The sequence below is a fragment of the Phenylobacterium koreense genome (assembly GCF_040545335.1).
GTDB lineage: Bacteria > Pseudomonadota > Alphaproteobacteria > Caulobacterales > Caulobacteraceae > Phenylobacterium > Phenylobacterium koreense.
Window position 1 is genome coordinate 40,859 of the sequence record NZ_JBEPLU010000004.1, and the last position, 17,681, is coordinate 58,539.

A 17,681-nucleotide genomic window follows, 5' to 3' on the forward strand; every position below is an offset into this window, starting at 1 on the left:
GTCGGCGGTCATGCGCGTGCTGGTGATTGATCCGGATTCGGCCCGGGCCGCTCTGGTGGCCGAGGGGCTGGCGGGTGTCGAACCGCTGGAGGTTCGGCATGCCGGCGCCTATGACGAAGCCGAGGCTGCGGCCTTCGCGCCCGACGTGGTCGTGGTCGCCGCCGAGAGCCCGGACCGCGACACCATCGACAGCCTGCGCGAGGCCAGCCTCTCCAACCCCCGCCCGGTGGTGATGTTCGTGGATCGCTCCGAACCCGGCTTCGCCGAGGAGGCCGTGCGCGCGGGCGTCGCGGCCTATGTGGTCGCCGGCCTGACGCCCGGCCGGGTGCGCGACGTGCTGGCGGTGGCCATCAGCCGCTTCCAACTCATGCACCAACTGCGCAAGGACCTGGAGAAGGCCAAGGCGGACCTGGCCTCCCGCAAGACCATCGAACGGGCCAAGGCGCTGCTGATGAAGGAGCGCGGGCTCGAGGAGGGGGCGGCCTACAAGCTGCTGCGCAAGCTCTCCATGGACACCGGCCGCCCGCTCGGCGCGGTCGCCGCCGACCTGCTCGCCTTCGCCGGAGTGCTCAAGGGAGACCAATCGTGAGCGTGCGCCTGAAGCTGGGGTTCGTGCCGCTGGTGGACGCCGCGGCCCTGATCGTCGCCCAGGAGGCAGGCTTCTTCGCCGACGAGGGGTTGGAGGTCGAGCTGTCGCGCGAGGTTTCCTGGGCGACCATCCGCGACAAGGTGGCGTTCGGGGCGCTCGACGCCGCGCACATGCTCGCGCCCATGGTGCTGGCCCAGACGCTTGGCGTGGGCAGTGAGCGGGCGGCCATGGTCGCGCCCCTGACCCTGGCCATGGATGCTTCGGCGGTGACCGTCTCGACCCGGCTTGGCGTCGAGGCCGATCCTAGCGGGCGGGCCCTGGCGGCCCTCGTGGCCAGGCGCCGCGAGCTGGAGGCCAGCCGGCTCACCTTCAGCGTCGTCTTTCCCTTTTCCACCCACAACTACCTCCTGAGACGCTGGATGGCGGAGGCCGGCGTCGATCCCGACCGGGACGTCCGGCTCACGATCGCCCCGCCGCCGCGCATGGCCGAGCTGCTCGCCGGTGGGGTGATCGAGGGCTTCTGCGCCGGCGAGCCCTGGAACGCGGTCGCCGTGGCCGCCGGCGTCGGGACCATCGCCGCCCACGCCGCGGAGATCGCCCCCGGCGCGCCCGACAAGGTGCTGGGCGTCACCGCCGCCTGGGCAGGAGCCAACCCCGCGACGCTCGATGCTCTGGTGCGGGCCCTCGTGCGCGCCCTGGCCTGGGCGCAAGCTCCGGAAAATCGCCGAAGCCTCGCGGCGCTGCTGTCTGGCCCCGATTATCTGGGCCTCTCGCCTGAGATCGTGGCCGCCGGTCTGCGCACCGTCGCCTTCGGAGCCCCTCGGCCGGCCCCGGAGCAGGCCGCTTGGCTGCTCGCCCAGATGCGCCGCTGGGGCCAGGTCCAGGGCGACGACGCCGCTGCCCGCGTGGTCTATCGGCCCGATCTCTATGCCCGTGCATTAGGCATCGCCTAAATTTCGATCAGGAGGGTCGGTGGCGCCCGATTTTTGATCTGCTGCACGAATTCGAGCATCCGCCGTTACGTAGGCAGATGACGGCCCGGCCCGGCCGCTGATTTCCTTCAATCCAAGGCCCAGGACAACGGCGTTCGCGGCTCCCTGGAACGGCTCGATGAGGAGCCGGACCGAACCCACGGCGACGCCGCCGCTTCCGTCCAATCCGTACGGGGCCAAACCCATGTTGAGTCGTTCGTTCCTGAAGGCGGGCCACACGCCCACCCTCCTGTCGTCCTTCCTCTATTTCGATCTCAGCTTCATGGTCTGGGTGATCCTCGGCCCCCTCGGGGTCGCGATCGCCCAGGACTTCCATCTCGATCCCGCCCAGAAAGGCTTCATGGTCGCCGTGCCGGTGCTCGCCGGCGCCCTGCTGCGGCTGGTGGCCGGCGTGCTGGTCGACCACATCGGGCCCAGGAAGACCGGGATTGCGGCCCAACTCGTCGTCCTGGCCGGGCTGGGAGCGGCCTGGGTCCTCGGGATCGACAGCTATCACCAGGTGCTGGCGCTCGGCGCGGTGCTGGGCGTCGCCGGGGCTTCGTTCGCCATCGCCCTGCCGCTCGCCTCCCGCTGGTATCCGCCCGAGCATCAGGGCCTGGCCCTGGGCATCGCCGGCGCCGGCAACTCCGGCACGGCCCTGGCCGCGCTCTTCGCGCCCGGCCTCGCCCAGGTGTTCGGCTGGAACAATGTCATCGGCCTGGCCTGCCTGCCGCTGGCCATCGCCTTCGTCGTCTTCCTGATTTTCGCCAAGGACGCCCCGAACCGCCCGCCGCCCAAGGCTCTGACCGAGTACCTCGACGTCCTCAAGACCCCTGACGCCTGGTGGCTGATGCTGCTCTACAGCGTCACCTTCGGCGGCTTCGTCGGCCTGTCCTCCTCCCTGACCATCTACTTCAACGCCGAATACGGCCTCTCGCCGGTGGCGGCGGGCGTGCTCACCGCGGCCTGCGTCTTCGCCGGCTCCTTCCTGCGGCCGGTGGGCGGGGCGCTCGCCGACCGCTTCGGCGGGGCGCGCGCCCTGACGGTGGTCTACATCCTGGCCGCCCTGGGCCTGGCGCTGGCCAGCTTCCATTCGCCGACGGTCTGGGTCGCCTTCGGCCTGATCCTCTTCAGCATGATGGCCCTGGGCGCGGGCAACGGCGCGGTGTTCCAGCTCGCGCCCCAGCGGTTCGGCAAGGAGATCGGCGTGGTCACCGGCCTTGTCGGCATGACCGGCGGCGTCGGCGGCTTCTACCTCGCCGCCAGCCTCGGCTGGGCCAAGCAGGCCACCGGCTCCTACCAGGCCGGGCTGCTCGCCTTCGCCGGGCTCGCGCTCATCGCCCTCACTTGCCTGACCGGCGTCAAGGCGCGCTGGCGCCGGACCTGGATCGCGGCGGCGGACGCCGCCGGCTCGGCCTCTCGCGTCTGATCTTTCGGAGTTTGCCTCATGTCCAAGGAACGACTTGTCGTCGTCGGCAACGGAATGGCCGGCTGTCGCGCCGTCCAGGAGATCCTCAAGCGCGATCCCGGCCGCTACGAGATCACCATCTTCGGCGCCGAGCCGCGAGTGAACTACGACCGCATCATGCTCTCGCCGGTGCTGGCGGGAGAGAAGGCCTTCGCCGACATCGTCATCAATGACGAGGCCTGGTATCGCGACAACGCCATCACCCTGCACGCCGGGCGCGCCGTCCAGGCCATCGACCGCGAGGCCCGGGTAGTCCGCGCCGAGGGCGGGCTGGAGATCGGCTACGACCGGATGATCCTGGCCACGGGCTCCGACCCGATCCGCCTGCCGCTGCCCGGAAGCGACCTTTCCGGCGTCGTCACCTTCCGTGACCTCGACGATGTGGACGCGATGATCGCCGCCTCCGCTCAGCCAGGCGCCAGGGCGGTGGTGATCGGCGGCGGCCTACTGGGGATCGAGGCCGCCTATGGCCTGGTGCGCCGGGGGATGGCCGCGACCGTCGTCCATCTGGTCGACGTGCTGATGGAGCGTCAGCTCGACGCCTCGGCCGGCTTCCTCCTGGCCAGCGCCCTCGCCGACAAGGGCGTCGCCACCGAGCTCGGCGCCGTCTCCGAGGAGATCGTCGGCGAAGAAGGCAGGGTCGCCGGGCTGAAGCTGAAGGACGGCCGAACCCTGCCGTGCGACCTGCTGGTCATGGCCGTCGGCATCCGGCCCAACACCGCGCTCGGCAAGGCCGCCGGTCTCGAGGTCGGACGCGGGATCGTGGTCGACGACGCCATGCGCACGTCCGACCCGCGCATCTCGGCGGTGGGCGAGTGCGTCGAGCATCGCGGCCAGTGCTACGGCCTCGTCGCCCCCATCTGGGAGATGTGCAAGACGCTCGGCGCCGACATGACCGGCGGCTCGGCGGCCTATGAGGGTTCGGTGCTCTCCACCCGCCTCAAGGTGTCGGGGGTCGACGTCTTCTCCGCCGGCAAGTTCTCAGGCGGGGAGGGGTGCGAAGACATCGTCTTCCGCGACGCCGGCCGCGGCGTCTACAAGCGCGTGGTCATCGAGGACGGCAAGGTCGCCGGCGCGGTGCTGTTCGGCGACGCCGCCGACGGCGCCTGGTACTTCGACCTCATGCGCCAGGCCGCGCAGGTCACCGACATCCGCGAGACGCTGATCTTCGGCCAGACGGTGACGGAGGGCCTTCGGGGCCTGGACCCTAGCGCGGCCGTTGCGGCTCTCGGCGACGACGCCGAGGTGTGCGGCTGCAACGGCGTGTGCAAGGGCGCGATCACCGAGGCCATCGCCGGGCAGGGCCTTTCGACCCTCGACGACGTGCGCGCGGTCACCAAGGCCTCGGCCTCCTGCGGCTCCTGCACGCCGTTGGTCGAGAAGCTTCTGGCCCTGACCCTTGGCGACGGCTTCAAGGCCCAGACCGGGCCCAAGCCGGTTTGCAGTTGCACCACCCACGGCCACGAGGTCGCGCGCAAGCGCATCGTCGCCGAGGGGCTGAAGTCCATGCCCGCGGTCATGCAGGCCCTGGAGTGGTCCACCCCCGACGGCTGCGCCTCCTGCCGTCCGGCCCTGAACTACTACCTGCTCTGCGCCTGGCCGGGCGAATACCAGGACGACAAGCAGTCGCGCTTCATCAACGAGCGCGTCCACGCCAACATCCAGAAGGACGGGACCTATTCGGTCGTCCCCCGCATGTGGGGCGGCATGACCACCGCCGCCGAGCTGCGCGCCATCGCCGACGTGGTCGACAAGTTCGAGATCCCGACCGTGAAGGTCACCGGCGGCCAGCGCATCGACCTGCTGGGCGTGAAGAAGGACGACCTCCCCGCCGTCTGGGCCGACCTCAACGCCGCCGGCATGGTCTCGGGCCACGCCTACGCCAAGGGCCTGCGCACGGTGAAGACCTGCGTCGGCTCCGACTGGTGCCGGTTCGGGACCCAGGACTCCACGGGCCTCGGCATGCGGCTGGAAAAGTTCATGTGGGGCGCCTGGACGCCGGCCAAGGTCAAGCTCGCCGTCTCCGGCTGCCCGCGCAACTGCGCCGAGGCCACCTGCAAGGACATCGGCGTCATCTGCGTCGACAGCGGCTACGAGATCCATGTCGGCGGCGCCGCCGGCCTGCACATCCAGGGAACCGAGGTGCTGACCAAGGTGGCGACCGAAGAGGAGGCCATCTGGACCATCTGCGCGCTCACCCAGCTCTATCGCGAGCAGGGCTTCTACCTGGAGCGGATCTACAAGTGGATGGCCCGGGTCGGCCTCGACGCCATCAAGGCCGCCGTCCTCGATCCTGAGACCCGCAAGGCCCTCTACGACCGCTTCGCCTACTCGCAGCGGTTCTTCCGCCTCGACCCCTGGGCCGAGCGGGTGGCCGGCCGCCACACCGACGAATTCAACCCCCTCAGCCGCCGCATGGAGTTCGCACCCGCATGAACGCGCTCGTCAAAGACCCGATGGTTTGGACCGACGTCGGCGCGGTCACGGACGTCCCCCTGCGCGGCGCCCGCCGCGTGCCGACGCCGGCCGGCGTGGTGGCGATCTTCCGTACCGGCGACGGGCGGGTGTTCGCCCTGAAGGACGCCTGCCCGCACAAGGGCGGCCCGCTCAGCCAGGGCATCGTCCACGGCCATGCGGTGACCTGCCCGCTGCACGCCTGGAACATCGACCTCGCCAGCGGCCAGGCCATGGGCGCGGACCGCGGCAAGGGCTGCACGCCGGTGGTCCCGCTGGAGGTCCGTGAGGGCCGCATCCTGCTGGGCCGCACCTGACCATGGCCCCGCGGCGCAGCACCTGTCCCTACTGCGGGGTCGGCTGCGGCGTGGCCGGCCAGGCGTCGGGCCGCGACCTGACCCTCTCCGGCGACGCCGCCCACCCCGCCAATCTCGGGCGCCTGTGCTCCAAGGGCGGCGCGCTCGCCGCCACCGTGGGGCTCGAGGGCCGCCTGCTGCATCCCATGATCCGCGATCGCCGCGCCACCTGGGACGAGGCGACCGCCCTCGTGGCGCGGCGGTTCTCCGAGACCATCGCCCGGCACGGCCCGGGCTCGGTGGCCTTCTACGTCTCCGGCCAACTCCTGACCGAGGACTACTACGCCGCCAACAAGCTCATGAAGGGCTTCATCGGCTCGGCGAACATCGACACCAACTCCCGGCTCTGCATGGCTTCGGCCGTGGTGGCGCACAAGCTGGCCTTCGGGGCCGACCTGGTTCCCGGCTGCTACGAGGATCTGGAGCTGGCCGACCTCGTGGTCTTCGCCGGCCACAACGCGGCCTGGACCCACCCGGTCCTCTTCCGCCGCATGGAGGCCGCGCGCGCCAGGGGCCAGCGTCACCTGGTCATCGACCCACGCCGCACCGACACCGCCGAGGTCGCCGACCTGCACCTGCCCATCGCGCCGCAGATGGACGTACGGCTCTGGAACGGCCTGCTGGCCGACCTCATCGCCCGCGGCGTCATCGACCGCGGCTACATCGCCGCCCATGTCGCCGGCTTCGCCGAGGTCGAAGCCGAGCTCGCCCGGACCGACCAGTCGATCTCCGCCGTCGCCGCCGACTGCGGCCTCGCCGCGCGCGACGTCGAGCGGTTCTTCCAGCTCTTCGCGGAGACGCCCCGGACCGTGAGCCTCTTTTCCATGGGCTCGAACCAGTCGGCCCAGGGCGTCGCCAAGGGCCTGGCCATCATCAACGCCCACCTGGCCACGGGGCGGATCGGCAAGCCGGGCGCCTGCCCGTTCTCCATCACCGGCCAGCCCAACGCCATGGGTGGGCGCGAGACCGGCGGCATGGCCACCACGCTTGCCGGCCACATGGACTTCGACGACGAGGCCCGCGCAAGGGTCGCCCGCTTCTGGGGCGCGCCGCACACGCCGTCCGGCCCCGGTCTCAAGGCCGTCGAGATGTTCGAGGCCGTCCATGAGGGTAGGATCAAGGCCCTCTGGATCATGGCGACCAACCCGGCCGTCTCCATGCCCGACGCCGGCCGGGTGCGTGAGGCGCTGGAAACCTGTCCCTTCGTCGTCGTCTCCGACTGCATGGAAGCGACCGACACCCTGGACTACGCCCATGTGAAGCTTCCGGCCCTGGCCTGGGGCGAGAAGGACGGCGCGGTCACCAATTCGGAGCGCCGCATCTCGCGTCAGCGCGCGCTCTTCGAAGCCCCGGGCGAGGCCCGCGCCGACTGGCGCATCGTCGCCGATGTCGCCACCGCCATGGGGTTCGGCGACGCCTTCTCCTGGCGCGCCGCCGCCCAGGTGTTCCGCGAGTGGGCGCGCCTGACCGCCTATGAGAACGACGGCCGCCGCATCCTGAACCTTTCCGGCCTCGTCGGCCTGACGCCCGAAGGCTACGAGGCGCTGGAACCGGTCCAGTGGCCGGTGACCGCGGCCGGCGGCACGGCCAGGCTCTTCGCCAGCGGCAGGTTCCAGACCCCCGACGGCCGCGCCCGCATGGTCAGGGCCTCGGCGCAAGGCCCGGCCCAGCCGACCGGCGCGGCCTATCCCCTGGCGCTGAACACCGGCCGCATCCGCGACCAGTGGCACACCCTGACCCGCACGGGCCTCGCCCCCGACCTCTGGCGTCACGCGCCCGAGCCCTTCGTGGAGGTTCATCCCGCCGACGCCGCGGCGGCGGGCCTCACCGACGGCGCCCTGACCCGCGTGCAGACGGCGCGGGGAGAGGCCGTCGCCCTGGCCCGCCTCACCGACCGCCAGCGCCCCGGCGCGATCTTCATGCCCATGCACTGGACGGCCGCCTACGCCCCAAGCGGCCGGGTCAATCCGCTGGTGGCCCCCAGCATCGACGCCCGGTCCGGCCAGCCCGAGTTCAAGCACACCCCGGCGCGGGTGCGGCCCTATCGCGAGACCTGGCGCGGCTTCCACATCTCCCGCCGGCCGTGGGCCCGGCCCGCCAGGCTCGACCTCGTCTGGCGGCGCATCCCCCAGGCCGGCTGCCACCTGCACGAGTTCGCCGGCCGCGGCGACGTCGAGGAACGCGAGGCCCTGCGCAAGCTCTTGCTGGCCGGGGTCTCAGGCGACGGTCTGCGCTTCGAGGACCCTGCCGCCGGCGCGTTGCGCGAAGCCTTCCTGGCAGGCGATCGCCTCGACCGCGTGCTCTTCACCACTGCTTCGGGGACGCTGCCGCCCAGGGACTGGCTGGTCGAGCTCTTCGCATCGGAGGCCCTGGGCGCCGGAGATCGGGCCGCCCTGCTGGTCGGCCGCGCTCCAGGCCGCCCCGCCGACGCCTCGCCCATCGTCTGCGCCTGCCGCAACGTGCGCGCCGCCGTCATCGGCAAGGCCGTCGCCGCCGGGGCTGCGAACGTCGACGCCGTGGCCGAAGTCACCGGAGCCGGGACCAACTGCGGCTCCTGTCGCCCGGAGATCGCCCGCCTGATCGCCCCTCGTCGCCTGGAGACCGCCGATGCTGCATGAGCCTGGAACCGTGAAGCTGGTGGGCGCCGGCCCCGGCGCCGCCGATCTCCTGACCCTGCGCGCCGCCCGACTCATCGAGGGGGCCGAGGCGCTGCTCTACGACGCCCTCGTCTGCGGCGAGGTCCTGGCCCTGGCGCCCGCCAACTGCCTGAAGATCCAGACCGGCAAGCGCGCTGGCAGGACCAGCATGAGCCAGGACACCATCAACCGCCTGATGCTGCGTCTGGCCCGGCGGGGGCTACGCGTGGTGCGCCTGAAAGGCGGCGATCCTGCCGTCTTCGGCCGGGTCGGGGAGGAGAGGGCGTTCCTCGCCGGCCATGGGATCGCCAGCGAGATCGTCCCCGGCGTGACCGCCGCCAGCGCCGCAGCCGCGCAGTTCGGCGCGCCCCTGACCCACCGCGGCGAGGCCCGGCGCTTGATGATCGCCACCGCGACCCTGCAGGGCGGCGCCCTGGCCGGGATCGACGATGCGCTGGCCGCCGACCGCGAGACCACCCTGGCGCTCTACATGGCGGGCCAGGCCTGCGGGCTCGTCATGGCCCGCCTGATCGCCGCCGGCCGCCCCGCGGCGACGCCTGCCATGGCGGTGGAGAACGCCGGCCGCCGCGACGCCCGCGCCATCGTCTCGGATCTGGCGGGCCTTCCCGGGGCGCTCGAGGAAGCGGCCTTCGATGGCCCGGTGGTGATCATCGCCGGCGACATCGTGCGGCAGGCGGACCTGGCGTGCGGCGCGCCGAGCGCCGGCAGCCTCCGCAGCGGGGCCTGCTGAATTCCTTCTTCCATCGCCGCAATATCGGAACAGTGGCCGCAAGCTGCGAACGGTCCGCCGCAACCGGCCTCGGTAGGTTCTTCTTCGACGGCGACAACGCCGACCCTGAAGAAAAGGACACCGATCATGGGCAAGAAGACCATCCTCATCACTGGAGCCGGTTCTGGCTTTGGCAAAGGCGCTGCGATCGGCATGGCCAGGAACGGCCACGACATCATCGCCACGGTTCACGTGGCCTCGCAGGTTACTCCGCTCCGCGAAGAGGTGGAGGCTCTGGGCCTGAGCGATCGGATCAAGGTCTACCGGCTGGACCTGACCGACCAGTACGACATCCAGCAGGCCATCGGCCTCGACTTCGACATCCTCTGGAACAACGCCGGCATGGGCGAGGCCGGGCCCGTCTGGGAAATCCCCGTCGATCTGGTCCGGAAGAACTACGAAGTGAACGTCTTCCTGCCGCTGGTGCTGACCCAGGGTGTGGTTCAGCGCTGGGTCCGCGAAGGCAAGGCCCAGGGCAAGAAGGTGGTGTTCACCTCCTCGATGGGCGGCCTCTTCACTCCGGCCAACTGGGGGACCTACGTCTCGACCAAGCACGCCCTGGAAGCCTTCGCCGAGGCGATGCAGCAGGAACTGGCCTCCTACGGGATCAAGGTGCAGACCATCAATCCGGGCGCCTACTACACCGGCTACAACGAGACCATGGCCGACAATCCGTTCCGCTGGCTCGACGACAGCAAGAACTTCACCAAGCGCGCCGACCTGCGGAAGGGCTTCGACGATTTCTTCGCTACGCCCGAGGGAAAGATGGACCCGCAGGAGATGATCGACCGGATGATCGAAATCGTCCCGGCCGACACCGGCAAGTTCCGCAACGTGGTCCCGAAGAAGATCGAGGACATGCTGAAGGACCATCAACTGGCCGCCTGGGAAAACCAGATCTGACCGCCGCTCCGGCCGCGGCGCCCTCAACGGGCCGCTGCGGCCGGAGGCCGCCTCCGGAGCTCAAGGAACGATCGTGATGAGCATCACCCAAGAACAGGCCGATGCGGTCCTCGCCGCCGGCCGACGAGCGGCCGAAACCCTCGGCGTGCCAATGAACATCGCCGTGCTCGACGCCGGCGTCCACCTGAAGGCCTTTGCGCGCATGGACGGGGCCCTGCTGGGCTCCATCGACATCGCTCTCGGCAAGGCGCGGACCTCGGCCCTGTTCGGCATGGCCACCGAGGCCATCGGCGAGTTCTCCAAGCCCGGCGGGACTTCGCCTGGCCTGGAGCAGACCAATGGCGGCCTGGTCGTCTTCGCCGGCGGGCTTCCGCTGCGCGCCGCTGACGGGACCTTGCTGGGCGCCGTCGGCGTCTCCGGCGGCGCCGTGGCCCAGGACCTGCAGGTCGCCACCGCCGCGGCCGCGGGCATGGCCGCATCCTGAGCCTCGCGAGACGCCGACCGAACCCACGCGACGTCGCGACGTCGGGTTAGAATGGCGGTGGGCCTTCCGGCCCGCCGTCACTATTCAGCGCTCAGCGAAGCCTAGTCGACGCTCACCAGGGATATGCCCCGTCGGGGCCAGTGAAATTCCCGGTAGGGCTTTCGGTGTCGAGGGCCGCAAGCACAAGCGGCCGGGCTCCGGTCTCGACGCTGTCGGTCCCCTGGAAATCGTTGATGGCGGTCGCTGTGTAGCTCGGACTGACCGCCCGAACCTTGACGCCGGCGTCCTCAAGCTCGATCGCAAGCGCCATGGTCATGGCGTTGAGGGCCGTCTTTGACGCCGAATAGGTCACGCCGTAGTGCGGACGGAAGGGGAAATCGGGGTCGGAGTTGAGCGTCAGTGAAGCCACCCCGCTTGAGACATTCACGATGCGTCCTGCGGAGGACAATCGGATCAGCGGCAGCATCGCCTGCGTCACGGCGAGCGCGCCGAAGACGTTCGTCTCGAAGACCGCGCGGACTTCGTCCAGCGGCGCGACGCTCGCCGCGCTCGCGGCGATGATTTCCTGACCTGACGCATACCGGCCCGATTGCGAGATCGCGGCGTTGTTGACCAGGAGATCGAGCCGGCCGAATTCCGCGGCGACGCGTTCCGCCGCCTTCGCTATGCTGGCGGCGTCCGTGACATCGAGCTGAATAGCGACGGCGCCGTCCCCGATCTCCTCGGCGGCCTTTTGTCCGTTCGAAAAGTCCCTTGATCCAAGAAGAACTGTGTAACCGTGTCCGGCCAGTTCCTTTGCGACCTGCTTTCCGAGCCCTTTATTCGCCCCGGTGACCAGGGCCACCATCTTCTCCTGCATTCTTTTTGCTCCGCTTAGGTATCCGCTCTCGCAGTTCGCGCGAGCGCTTCGCCACGTACCTATGAAGAGCCAGAGAGTGCGGAAGGCCGAAGCCGGGACTAGCCGCTATTCCCTTATGGAATAGGTTGCCGGAGCCGGACGCTGGGCTGCTTGTGCAGGCACTGCGCGATGAAATCGCTCACGATCCTGGCCCGTTGCGGAATTCGATTACTGCCGTAGATCACATGAATGGGGACCGGTTCGGGAACAAAGCCCGCCAGCAACTCGACCACCGCTCCAGATCGAAGTTCCGCCTCAAACAGAGCGCGTGCGCTTTGCGCGATCCCAAGGCCTGCAAGAACGGCGGCGTGCACGTCGGCTGGATCGTTGCAGCTGAATCTCCCCGAGGTTGGCGTCACCACCTCTCGCTCGCTGTGCTGAAAACGCCAGGCGCCGACCGCGCCGAGATATCGATTCGCCAGGAGGTGGTGCGCGTCCAGATCGGATGGCGTCAGCGGCGCGCCGTGGCGCGCCAGATATTCAGGACTGGCGACTGTCGCAATCTGCAGGCTTCCGATCCTGCGCGACAACAGCCCGGAGCTATCAAGATTGCCGATGCGAATGGCCAGGTCGACGCCCTCCTGCACCAGGTCGGCGTATCGCTCGGAGACGACGAATTCGACGGCGATGCCGGGGAAGCGGAGGAAGAACTCGGGGAGCTCAGGCACGATCATCATGCCGGTCAGGATCGGTGGCGTCGCCACTCTGACGGCCCCGCTCGGCTGCTCATGAGCGTTGGCGACCCGGCTCTCGGCGTCGTCCAACTCACCCAGTATGCGAACCGCGGCCTCGTAAAAATCGGCGCCGGCCGGAGTGAGGCGAAGCCGGCGGGAGGTTCGATTGAGTAGCTGCGCTCCAAGCCGCCGCTCAAGGGCTGCGACCTGCTTGCTGACGGTCGGCTGCCCAACGCCAAGCTCGCGGGCGGCTTGGGAGAAGCTCCCGCTCTCAACGACACGAACGAAAAACTGTAACGCCGCTATCCGGTCCATTCCTTGAGAGAATAGAAGGGGCGAGCCTTGTTGCCAACGCGAGCGCCGCTCTAGACGCCCTGCCTGAACGCCGACGGGGTCATGCCCGTGGCCTTTCGGAAGCTTGCGGCGAAGGCCGAGGGCGTCTCGTAGCCGACGGCCAGGGCGATCTCGGTGACTGGCAGGTCCGGCCGCAGCAGCAACTGGCGCGCCCGCTCGATCCGCAAGGCCACGAGCTGCTCGTGCGGGCTCTTGCCGGTCGCCGCCTTGAACGCTGTGCAGAAGTGAAAGCGGCTGAGGCCGGCCAGCGCCGCCAGTTCGTCGAGCCCTACCGGCGCGTCCAGGTGCGCGCGCATGTAGTCGGTCACCTTGCGCACCTGCCAGTCGGCCAGGCCGCGTCGCGGCGCCGGCCCCTGCAGCGCGCTGAACGAGGAGTGCCCGCGCACGAGCTGGGTGCACAGGAGATCGGTGGCCTGCTCGACGAACAGCCGCGCCGACGGATCGGGCGCGGCCGCTTCGCGTCCCAGCATTTCCATGACGCGCCCGGCGAGCGGGTCGTCGAATCCCACCCGCGCCAGCAGGTCGACCGTCTTGCCCCCGGCGATGTCCTCGGCGCAGGCCTGCAGCCGCTCCTGGGAAAGGAAGACGTGGGACACGCCGATCGAACCGGCGATGTCCCAACGGCCGTCGTGCCCCTCGGGGATGATGGTGATGGAACCGGTGCGCGTCTGGCCCGCCAGGCGCTGCCCTTCGACCCGCCAGACGATGTCCTGCGGCTGGCCGTAATAGGTGATGATGACGTGACCTTCCATGCCCGGAAGGTGGTCGTGCAGTTCGCCGTGGCCCCAGCGGCCGGTAAGGGTCGTTTCGCCCCGCAGCGGATCGCTTACGACCGGCGGGGCGCTGTCCAGGATGCGCGCGAGCGCCTCTGGAGCCTTGCCGAATCCTGAGCTCGCCGCCTGCACCTTCGATCCTGGTCCCGTGAACAGCGTCTCATTCGCATACTGCGTATCCGAGCGCCCGCCAATCGAAGATCAGGAGCCAAGGCGTCGCAATGGCGCGGCCCGGGACAAGTTGTCCCGGGCCGCGCTTTAGGACTGTTCCGGTCGTCAGGTCGCGGCGAAGTCCGTGGAAGTCGAGACCGCTCGCCACTGAGCGAGGATCGCGCTGTCGGAGGCGTGCTTTGCCTCGATCGCCGCGACCGTGTCGCTGCCGAGCGGCAGGCGGACCGGCGGGTTGGGCGCATCCACGAACTCGACAAGGACCTGGGCCAGGCGGTCGGGATCGCCCGGCTGGGCCTGGTTCAGATTCGCCGCGCGGGTGCGGACCGTTCCGGCGGTGGCGCTGTAGTCCTCGATCCTGTTCCGGCTCACCGACAGCGAGCTGGCGTCGAGGAAGTCGGTCCGGAAATATCCTGGCTCGATGGCGGTGACATGGACGCCCAGCGGCTTGAGCTCGGCGTGGAGCGCCTCGGTCAGCCCTTCCACGGCGAACTTGGTCGAGGAGTAGACGCCGAAGCCCGCCGCTCCGCGATACCCGCCGATGGAGGAGATGTTGAGGATCCGCCCCGACCGCTGGGCGCGCATGGCGGGCAGGACCGCGCGCGTCACCGCCAGCAGGCCGAAGACATTGGTGCGGTAGAGCCGCTCGACCTCTTCGGCCGTGGCTTCCTCGACCGCGCCCAGCAGGCCGAACCCGGCGTTGTTGACCAGGACGTCGATGCCGCCGAACCGCTCGACGGCGGCGGCCGCCGCCGCCTTCGCCTGGGCTTCGTCGGTGACGTCTAGGGACAGGGCTAGCAGGCTGGGGTGGTCGCCGAGCCGCGCGGTCACGGCCTCGACCTTGCGCGCTGTGGCTACGACGTTGTCGCCCTTGGCCAGGGCGAGGGCGGCGATACGGGCGCCGAAGCCGCGCGATGCGCCGGTGATGAGCCAGGTCTTCATGGACGTCTCCTTCAGAAAGATCATGGAGACGGATTAGCCCTCGCCATTGTCCCGGGCCGTCCGCCGATTGCGGCGGCTGTCGCAATCTTGCGGCGCGCGGCCGGTTCCTGCGCGCTTCGTCACGAAACCTGACGATAGGAGGCCGTTCGGCGGGTTCCTGCGGCCGGCTGCCGATGGCGGCTATCCATCGGACAAATCTATTGCCGGAGTTGATATTATCGATTGGACCTATGTCCTGCGAGGCCCTATCCCTGCAACTCCCAATCGCAGGAGCATTCCATGTCCTTGATCAACACCGAGATCAAACCCTTCAGCGCGCAGGCGTTCAAGAACGGCAAGTTCATCAGCGTCAGCGACGCGGACCTGAAGGGCAAATGGTCCGTCGTGTTCTTCTACCCGGCCGATTTCACCTTCGTCTGCCCGACCGAACTCGAAGATCTGGCCGACAACTATGCCGAGTTCCAAAAGCTGGGCGTGGAAATCTACTCGGTCTCGACCGATACGCACTTCTCGCACAAGGCCTGGCACGACACCTCGCCGGCCATCGGCAAGATCCAGTACGTCATGGTCGGCGACCCGTCGGGCGCCATCACGAACAACTTCGGCGTCATGCGCGAAGGCCAGGGCCTGGCCGACCGCGGCACCTTCCTGATCGATCCGAACGGCGTGATCCAGTTCACCGAAGTCACCGCCGAAGGCATCGGCCGTAACGCCGCCGAGCTTCTGCGCAAGGTGAAGGCGGCCCAGTACGTCGCCGCTCACCCGGGCGAAGTCTGCCCGGCCAAGTGGGAAGAGGGTGAAAAGACCCTGGCCCCGTCGCTGGACCTGGTCGGCAAGATCTAAGTCAGCCAAGCGCCGCCACCCTCGTTCGGAGGGCGGCGGCGCCTCTATCTCCCGCAGTCTCCCCCTGCCATCGGCCTCGTTTCGGCGCGCCGCGAATAATCTTGGAGTCTCAGTATGTTGGACGAGGGTCTGAAGTCGCAATTGACGGCCTACCTGGCGAACCTGCGCCAGCCGATCAAGCTGGTCGCCTCGCTTGACGACAGCGCCAAGTCGCGGGAGATGCTCGAACTTCTGAACGATGTGGCCTCGGCGTCCGACAAGGTGAGCCTGGTCAAGGACGGCGACGACGCGCGTCGGCCCTCCTTCGCCATCGAGCGGGCCGCAGGCGACGCCAGCGTGCGCTTCGCGGGCCTGCCCCTGGGCCACGAGTTCACCTCGCTGGTGCTGGCCCTGCTGCATGTCGGCGGCCACCCGCCCAAGGTCGAGCCCGAGGTGATCGAGCAGATCAAGGCGCTGGACGGCGACTTCCACTTCGAAACCTATTTCTCGCAGAGCTGCCAGAACTGCCCTGATGTCGTGCAGGCGCTGAACACCATGGCGGCCCTGAACCCGCGCATCACTCACGTCGCCATCGACGGCGCCCTGTTCCAGCAGGAGATCGAGGCCCGCCAGGTGATGGCCGTGCCGACCGTGCTGCTGAACGGCCAGCCCTTCGCCCAGGGCCGGATGAGCCTGGAGCAGATCCTGGCCATGCTCGACACCGGCGCGGCCGAGCGTCAAGCCGAGCAGATCAAGGCCAAGGACGCCTTCGACGTGCTGGTCGTCGGAGGTGGTCCCGCTGGGGCCGCGGCCGCGATCTACGCCGCTCGCAAGGGCATCCGCACCGGCGTGGCGGCCGAGCGCTTCGGCGGCCAGGTGCTGGACACCATGGCGATCGAGAACTTCATCTCCGTGCGCCACACCGAAGGCCCGCAACTGGCCACGGCGCTGGAACAGCACGTGAAGGACTACGACGTCGACATCATGAACCTCCAGCGGGCAGTCGGCCTGGTTCCCGCCAAGGCGCCGGGCGGCCTGATCGAGGTGAAGCTGGAGAACGGCGCCAGCCTGAAGTCGCGGACCGTAATCCTGGCGACCGGCGCTCGCTGGCGGCAGATCAACGTCCCCGGCGAGGACGAGTACCGCAACAAGGGCGTGGCCTACTGCCCGCACTGCGACGGCCCGCTGTTCAAGGGCAAGCGCGTGGCGGTGATCGGCGGCGGCAACAGCGGCGTCGAGGCGGCCATCGACCTGGCCGGCGTCGTCGCCCACGTGACGCTGATCGAGTTCGACAGCCAGTTGCGCGCCGACGCGGTGCTTCAGCGCAAGCTGGCCAGCCTGCCCAACGTGAAGGTCATCACCTCGGCGATGACCACCGAGGTGCATGGCGACGGCTCGAAGGTGACCGGCCTGACCTACAAGGACCGCGGCCGCGACACGGTCCATCGCGTCGACCTGGAAGGCGTCTTCGTTCAGATCGGCCTGGTGCCGAACACCGAATGGCTGAAGGACACGGTCGCGCTCACCAATCGCGGTGAGATCGAGGTGGATCACCGGGGCGAAACCTCGCTGCCGGGTGTGTTCGCCGCCGGCGACGCGACGACCGTGCCCTACAAGCAGATCGTCATCGCGATGGGTGAGGGGGCCAAGGCCTCGCTCTCGGCCTTCGACTACCTGATCCGCCAGGAACCGCTGGAAGCCGCCGAAGCGGCCTAAGCGCCAGGACCTCTGCGGGCGACCGCAGAGGTCTTACTTCGCAAGTGCGACCACGGCGCCGATGATGGCTAGCCAGGCGAGTGCGTTCGCCGTGAGCGCCACCGCCAGGCGCCAGTTGAACGGAATGCCGACGGGCCGCCTCGATCGGCGCAGGGCCGGTCGCGCCGGCGACGCTGCGGTGGCGGAAAAGAACGTCATAGCCAAGTTCCTCTGGCGCGCGGCGGCCAAACGCCGTTCCGTGAGAATGCCTGACCTGGCTGAAACGTAAACGCGACAAAAGTGTCCAACTCGCTCAGAGCGGGGCGCCCGCCGCCCGCGAACTGGGCAGCGCTTCCCGCGCCTTCAGTCCCGCCATGCTGCACTATTGACAGCGATCAGCTTTCCAGGCGGCCTAGGCGTCAATGCCGCGTCGTTTACTGCGAGGGTTGCATGATCAGCGCTGATTTCGCCTATTCGCTTGCTCAGGATGAACTGGGCTGGCGGTGGCGAGTATACGACGAGGATGGGGAGATCGTCGCCGCCGGACGCCGCAAAACTCAAGACGCAGCGGAATTGGCGGTGCGTCAGGCGATAAATACCGTGCTGTGCTCGACCTCGGCGGCGCCGTCGGCGCAACCGGTGGCGCGCGAGGAATGGGGCGAGGCGCTGGCCGCCCGCTGGAATCCGGCGCCGCTGGCCTGACC

At 69.2% G+C, this 17,681-nt stretch carries 17 protein-coding genes; 12 read left to right on the top strand and 5 right to left on the bottom strand.

Annotated features, from left to right (window positions below; genetic code table 11):
* The first annotated feature begins 10 nt into the window (after positions 1 to 10).
* The 9 genes from ABID41_RS18580 (at position 11) to ABID41_RS18620 (ending at position 10,651) form a co-directional block, all read left to right on the top strand.
* Positions 11 to 589: an ANTAR domain-containing response regulator gene (locus ABID41_RS18580; protein WP_354298456.1), complete on the top strand. Its 579-nt coding sequence runs from the start codon at positions 11 to 13 to the stop codon at positions 587 to 589.
* Positions 586 to 1,542: a CmpA/NrtA family ABC transporter substrate-binding protein gene (locus ABID41_RS18585; RefSeq protein ID WP_354298457.1), complete on the top strand. Its 957-nt coding sequence runs from the start codon at positions 586 to 588 to the stop codon at positions 1,540 to 1,542. Before ABID41_RS18580 ends, ABID41_RS18585 begins: the two co-directional genes overlap by 4 nt.
* Before the next feature lie 223 nt (positions 1,543 to 1,765).
* Positions 1,766 to 2,989 (top strand): nitrate/nitrite transporter, encoded by a 1,224-nt coding sequence (locus ABID41_RS18590; RefSeq protein ID WP_354298458.1) that lies wholly within the window; start codon positions 1,766 to 1,768, stop codon positions 2,987 to 2,989.
* Between the two features lie 18 nt (positions 2,990 to 3,007).
* Positions 3,008 to 5,464: a nitrite reductase large subunit NirB gene (gene nirB / locus ABID41_RS18595; protein WP_354298459.1), complete on the top strand. Its 2,457-nt coding sequence runs from the start codon at positions 3,008 to 3,010 to the stop codon at positions 5,462 to 5,464.
* Positions 5,461 to 5,799: a nitrite reductase small subunit NirD gene (nirD, locus tag ABID41_RS18600; protein WP_354298460.1), complete on the top strand. Its 339-nt coding sequence runs from the start codon at positions 5,461 to 5,463 to the stop codon at positions 5,797 to 5,799. The genes nirB and nirD overlap by 4 nt, the downstream gene beginning before the upstream one ends.
* 2 nt (positions 5,800 to 5,801) lie before the next feature.
* A complete protein-coding gene (locus tag ABID41_RS18605) occupies positions 5,802 to 8,456 on the top strand; it encodes a nitrate reductase (RefSeq protein ID WP_354298461.1) in 2,655 nt (884 codons plus the stop codon).
* Positions 8,446 to 9,225 carry a uroporphyrinogen-III C-methyltransferase gene (gene cobA / locus ABID41_RS18610; protein ID WP_354298462.1) on the top strand — a complete coding sequence of 260 codons (780 nt, stop codon included), beginning with the start codon at positions 8,446 to 8,448 and terminating at the stop codon, positions 9,223 to 9,225. Before ABID41_RS18605 ends, cobA begins: the two co-directional genes overlap by 11 nt.
* Before the next feature lie 126 nt (positions 9,226 to 9,351).
* Positions 9,352 to 10,167 carry an SDR family oxidoreductase gene (locus ABID41_RS18615; RefSeq protein WP_354298463.1) on the top strand — a complete coding sequence of 272 codons (816 nt, stop codon included), beginning with the start codon at positions 9,352 to 9,354 and terminating at the stop codon, positions 10,165 to 10,167.
* A 76-nt stretch (positions 10,168 to 10,243) separates the two neighbouring features.
* Positions 10,244 to 10,651 carry a GlcG/HbpS family heme-binding protein gene (locus ABID41_RS18620; protein WP_354298464.1) on the top strand — a complete coding sequence of 136 codons (408 nt, stop codon included), beginning with the start codon at positions 10,244 to 10,246 and terminating at the stop codon, positions 10,649 to 10,651.
* Positions 10,652 to 10,763: 112 nt separating this feature from the next.
* On the opposite strand, the gene ABID41_RS18625 is transcribed toward ABID41_RS18620, so the two are convergent.
* The 4 genes from ABID41_RS18625 to ABID41_RS18640 form a co-directional block, all read right to left on the bottom strand.
* Entirely contained in the window at positions 10,764 to 11,498 is a 735-nt protein-coding gene (locus ABID41_RS18625; RefSeq protein ID WP_354298465.1) for an SDR family NAD(P)-dependent oxidoreductase, read from the bottom strand.
* A 125-nt stretch (positions 11,499 to 11,623) separates the two neighbouring features.
* Positions 11,624 to 12,538, bottom strand: a complete 915-nt coding sequence (locus ABID41_RS18630; RefSeq protein ID WP_354298466.1) for a LysR family transcriptional regulator — start codon at positions 12,536 to 12,538, stop codon at positions 11,624 to 11,626.
* 50 nt (positions 12,539 to 12,588) lie between these two features.
* The gene (locus tag ABID41_RS18635; protein WP_354298467.1) at positions 12,589 to 13,482 is read right to left on the bottom strand and encodes an AraC family transcriptional regulator; all 894 of its coding nucleotides are present in this window, start codon (positions 13,480 to 13,482) and stop codon (positions 12,589 to 12,591) included.
* Positions 13,483 to 13,626: 144 nt separating this feature from the next.
* Complete coding sequence (locus ABID41_RS18640; RefSeq protein WP_354298468.1) at positions 13,627 to 14,460, bottom strand: oxidoreductase; 834 nt, start codon at positions 14,458 to 14,460, stop codon at positions 13,627 to 13,629.
* A gap of 279 nt (positions 14,461 to 14,739) precedes the next feature.
* Between ABID41_RS18640 and ahpC the strand changes: the two genes are divergently transcribed.
* Both ahpC and ahpF read left to right on the top strand, forming a co-directional pair.
* Positions 14,740 to 15,303 (top strand): alkyl hydroperoxide reductase subunit C, encoded by a 564-nt coding sequence (gene ahpC / locus ABID41_RS18645; RefSeq protein ID WP_354298469.1) that lies wholly within the window; start codon positions 14,740 to 14,742, stop codon positions 15,301 to 15,303.
* A 114-nt stretch (positions 15,304 to 15,417) separates the two neighbouring features.
* On the top strand, positions 15,418 to 16,998 hold the full coding sequence (ahpF, locus tag ABID41_RS18650) for an alkyl hydroperoxide reductase subunit F (RefSeq protein WP_354298470.1): 1,581 nt from the start codon (positions 15,418 to 15,420) through the stop codon (positions 16,996 to 16,998).
* Between the two features lie 33 nt (positions 16,999 to 17,031).
* On the opposite strand, the gene ABID41_RS18655 is transcribed toward ahpF, so the two are convergent.
* The gene (locus ABID41_RS18655) at positions 17,032 to 17,196 is read right to left on the bottom strand and encodes a hypothetical protein (protein ID WP_331932337.1); all 165 of its coding nucleotides are present in this window, start codon (positions 17,194 to 17,196) and stop codon (positions 17,032 to 17,034) included.
* A gap of 231 nt (positions 17,197 to 17,427) precedes the next feature.
* Between ABID41_RS18655 and ABID41_RS18660 the strand changes: the two genes are divergently transcribed.
* Positions 17,428 to 17,679 carry a hypothetical protein gene (locus tag ABID41_RS18660; RefSeq protein WP_354298471.1) on the top strand — a complete coding sequence of 84 codons (252 nt, stop codon included), beginning with the start codon at positions 17,428 to 17,430 and terminating at the stop codon, positions 17,677 to 17,679.
* Positions 17,680 to 17,681: the final 2 nt, after the last annotated feature.

Excerpts from the sequence above, each read along its gene's own strand:
- ABID41_RS18580 (WP_354298456.1), top strand. The coding sequence starts at position 11 with ATGCGCGTGCTGGTGATTGATCCGGATTCGGCCCGGGCCGCTCTGGTG.
- ABID41_RS18590 (WP_354298458.1), top strand. The coding sequence starts at position 1,766 with ATGTTGAGTCGTTCGTTCCTGAAGGCGGGCCACACGCCCACCCTCCTG.
- nirB (WP_354298459.1), top strand. The coding sequence starts at position 3,008 with ATGTCCAAGGAACGACTTGTCGTCGTCGGCAACGGAATGGCCGGCTGT.
- nirD (WP_354298460.1), top strand. The coding sequence starts at position 5,461 with ATGAACGCGCTCGTCAAAGACCCGATGGTTTGGACCGACGTCGGCGCG.
- ABID41_RS18605 (WP_354298461.1), top strand. The coding sequence starts at position 5,802 with ATGGCCCCGCGGCGCAGCACCTGTCCCTACTGCGGGGTCGGCTGCGGC.
- cobA (WP_354298462.1), top strand. The coding sequence starts at position 8,446 with ATGCTGCATGAGCCTGGAACCGTGAAGCTGGTGGGCGCCGGCCCCGGC.
- ABID41_RS18615 (WP_354298463.1), top strand. The coding sequence starts at position 9,352 with ATGGGCAAGAAGACCATCCTCATCACTGGAGCCGGTTCTGGCTTTGGC.
- ABID41_RS18620 (WP_354298464.1), top strand. The coding sequence starts at position 10,244 with ATGAGCATCACCCAAGAACAGGCCGATGCGGTCCTCGCCGCCGGCCGA.
- ABID41_RS18625 (WP_354298465.1), bottom strand. The coding sequence starts at position 11,498 with ATGGTGGCCCTGGTCACCGGGGCGAATAAAGGGCTCGGAAAGCAGGTC.
- ABID41_RS18630 (WP_354298466.1), bottom strand. The coding sequence starts at position 12,538 with ATGGACCGGATAGCGGCGTTACAGTTTTTCGTTCGTGTCGTTGAGAGC.
- ABID41_RS18640 (WP_354298468.1), bottom strand. The coding sequence starts at position 14,460 with ATGAAGACCTGGCTCATCACCGGCGCATCGCGCGGCTTCGGCGCCCGT.
- ahpC (WP_354298469.1), top strand. The coding sequence starts at position 14,740 with ATGTCCTTGATCAACACCGAGATCAAACCCTTCAGCGCGCAGGCGTTC.
- ahpF (WP_354298470.1), top strand. The coding sequence starts at position 15,418 with ATGTTGGACGAGGGTCTGAAGTCGCAATTGACGGCCTACCTGGCGAAC.
- ABID41_RS18655 (WP_331932337.1), bottom strand. The coding sequence starts at position 17,196 with ATGACGTTCTTTTCCGCCACCGCAGCGTCGCCGGCGCGACCGGCCCTG.
- ABID41_RS18660 (WP_354298471.1), top strand. The coding sequence starts at position 17,428 with ATGATCAGCGCTGATTTCGCCTATTCGCTTGCTCAGGATGAACTGGGC.